We start from the raw sequence: 2,381 nt of genomic DNA on the forward strand, positions 1-2,381 counted from the left end.
GTGCCTCGCCACCCGGGTGAGCCCGGTGGGCGCTCTGCGCGGCGCCGGCGGACTGCTCTGGGCGCTGCCCGGCACCCGGTTCGAGATGGAGCAGGGCCGGACGGCCGTGCTGGTGAGCGTCAGATGAGTCAGAGGGAAGAGCAGCGATGAACGAGCAGCGCCGCCAGATCCTGCAGATGCTGGCCGACGGCAAGATCACCGCGGACGAGGCGGAGCGGCTCCTCAGCGCCCTGGAGCGAGCGCGGCCCGCGGCCCCGCCGGCGGCCGAGACGCCGCCGAAACCCCGCCCCAAGTACCTGCGGGTGCTGGTGGAGGCGGCGGACGGCGCCGGCGGGGACGAGCCGACCCGGATCAACATCCGGATCCCGCTGCAACTGCTGCGCGCCGGGGTGCGGCTCGCGAGCCTGGTCCCCCCGCAGGCGCTCGCCAAGGCCAACGCGGCGCTGGACAGGTCGGGGGTGCCGATCGACCTCGCCGAGCTCAAGCCGCAGCACCTCGAGGACCTCATCGAGCACCTGGACGAGGTCCTCGTCGACATCGACGAGGCCGACAGCACGGTCCAGGTGTTCTGCGAATGACGCGGCCGGGGGAACCGGGCCCATCAGCCCCGGAGGTCTCCTTGGCTGCGCCTGGCGCGTCCTCGCCCGCCCTCCGCGCGTCCGACGCGGACCGCGACCGGGTGATCGACCTGCTGCGCGCGGCCGTCGCCGACGGCCGGCTCGACCCGGCCGAGTTCGACGAACGGCTGACCGCCGCGCTCACCGCACGCACCGTCGAGGCGCTGACCCCGCTCACCACCGACCTGCTCGCTTCGTCCGGCGGCGGCCCGCTCCTCCCGCCGTTCGGGGGAGCGCCGTCCGAACCGGCGGTCGAGGTTCTCACCCTTCGCGAGCGGCACGGCTCGGTGCGCCGCGAGGGCCGTTGGACGCTGCCGCGCCGGCTGGTGCTGCGCACCGCGTGGTCCGACGTGCTGCTGGACCTGACCGGCGCGGTGCGCGTCGCGCCCGAGCTGGTCATCGAGCTGAAGGTGAGCGGCGGCGCCATCGTCCTGCTCCTCGCCCCGGGCATGGTGGTGGACGCCAACGGGCTGTCGGCGCGGCACAGCGTCCTGGCGATCACGCGGGACGCGGGCGATGACGCACCGGAGACGCTGCGCGTCCGCGTGGTGGGCCGGTTGCGGCACGGCCACCTCGAAACCCGGTGGCGGTCGCCACGAGCTCCGGAACGACGAGAATAGGGACATGCCCAAACGCCGATCCGAGCCCTGTCCCTGCGGGCTGCCCCTTCCCTACCGCGACTGCTGCGGGCGGCTGCACCGTGGAGAGGAGCAGGCCGAAACGGCCGAGCGGTTGATGCGGTCCCGTTTCAGCGCCTTCGCGGTGCTGGACGCGGACTACCTGCTGCGGAGCTGGCATCCCGCGACACGGCCGCAGAACCTCGACTTCGAGCCGGGGCTGCGGTGGGAGCGGCTGGAGATCGTCCGGACGGCGGACGGCGCGGCCGGGGACACCCGGGGCGTCGTGGAGTTCCGGGCGCACTACGTGCAGGACGGGCAGCGCGGCCAGCTCCACGAGGTGAGCCGCTTCGTCCGCCATGACGATGCCTGGGTGTACGTGAACGGCCGCGTCGAGCCCTGAGACAGTCCGTCCGCGGCTCGTCCGCCCAGGCACAACCAGGCGGACGAGCCGAAGGCCGGTGACCGTGCGGACGGTCAGCTCCGCGCGAAGACCTGCAGGCGGCTCAGGTCACCGTTGAAGTAGTCCTGGTCGCCGGGGAACGTGCCGCTGTCGGACCACTGCCAGATGGTCTGGTACGTCCAGTTGTAGGGCATCGTCCCCGGGCTGCCGCTGTAGTTGGCGATCATCAGCGGGTTGGTGGAGGCGAAGGCGCCGCGGTTGCCGGTGCACTGCGACCACCAGCTCGTCGAGGTGTAGATCGCCGGGTAGCGGCCGGTGCGGGCGTGGTAGCGGTCGCTGAACGACAGGATCCAGCTGACCATCGCGGTCTGCGAGAGTCCGTAGCAGGCCGCGCCGTACGGGTTCCACTCCATGTCGAGCAGGCCCGGCAGCGTGCGGCCGTCGGCGGACCAGCCGCCTCCGTGGTTGACGAAGTAGTCCGCCTGCGTCGCTCCGGACGAGTTGTTGGGCACCGCGAAGTGGTACGCGCCCCGGATGAGCCCCACGTTGTAGGAGCCGTTGTACTGCTGCGCGAAGTACGGGTTGGTGTAGCTGGTGGACTCGGTGGCCTTGACGTAGGCGAACTTCGCGCCGTTGGCGGCCACCGACGACCAGTTGACGTTGCCCTGCCATCCGCTCACGTCGAGGCCGGGGGTCTGGGTGACGGCGAGCGCGGGCTGGGCGGGCGCGCGGCGGACGTGCTCG

4 protein-coding genes are annotated in these 2,381 nt (G+C 72.4%); 3 read left to right on the plus strand and 1 reads right to left on the minus strand.

The genetic code is table 11. The annotated features are described in order from the left end of the window. The first annotated feature begins 146 nt into the window (after positions 1-146). The 3 genes from AB0J52_RS36550 to AB0J52_RS36560 are packed head-to-tail and all read left to right on the plus strand — an operon-like array spanning position 147 to position 1,637. On the plus strand, positions 147-578 hold the full coding sequence (locus tag AB0J52_RS36550) for an SHOCT-like domain-containing protein (RefSeq protein ID WP_500187487.1): 432 nt from the start codon (positions 147-149) through the stop codon (positions 576-578). A gap of 41 nt (positions 579-619) precedes the next feature. Continuing rightward, positions 620-1,237, plus strand: a complete 618-nt coding sequence (locus tag AB0J52_RS36555; protein WP_500187488.1) for a DUF1707 SHOCT-like domain-containing protein — start codon at positions 620-622, stop codon at positions 1,235-1,237. 4 nt (positions 1,238-1,241) lie between these two features. Continuing rightward, a complete protein-coding gene (locus AB0J52_RS36560; RefSeq protein ID WP_500187489.1) occupies positions 1,242-1,637 on the plus strand; it encodes a YchJ family protein in 396 nt (131 codons plus the stop codon). Positions 1,638-1,711: 74 nt separating this feature from the next. Here AB0J52_RS36560 and AB0J52_RS36565 read toward each other — a convergent pair. Next, positions 1,712-2,381, minus strand: a 670-nt coding sequence (locus AB0J52_RS36565; protein WP_500187490.1) for a lysozyme, incomplete at its 5' end; no start/stop codon positions are given.

It is taken from the genome of Spirillospora sp. NPDC049652 (genome assembly GCF_040675125.1).
In the GTDB taxonomy this organism is placed as follows: Bacteria; Actinomycetota; Actinomycetes; order Streptosporangiales; family Streptosporangiaceae; genus Spirillospora.

Bases quoted from the DNA above. Each gene is read 5' to 3' on its own strand.
- AB0J52_RS36550 (WP_500187487.1), top strand. From the start codon at position 147: ATGAACGAGCAGCGCCGCCAGATCCTGCAGATGCTGGCCGACGGCAAG.
- AB0J52_RS36560 (WP_500187489.1), top strand. From the start codon at position 1,242: ATGCCCAAACGCCGATCCGAGCCCTGTCCCTGCGGGCTGCCCCTTCCC.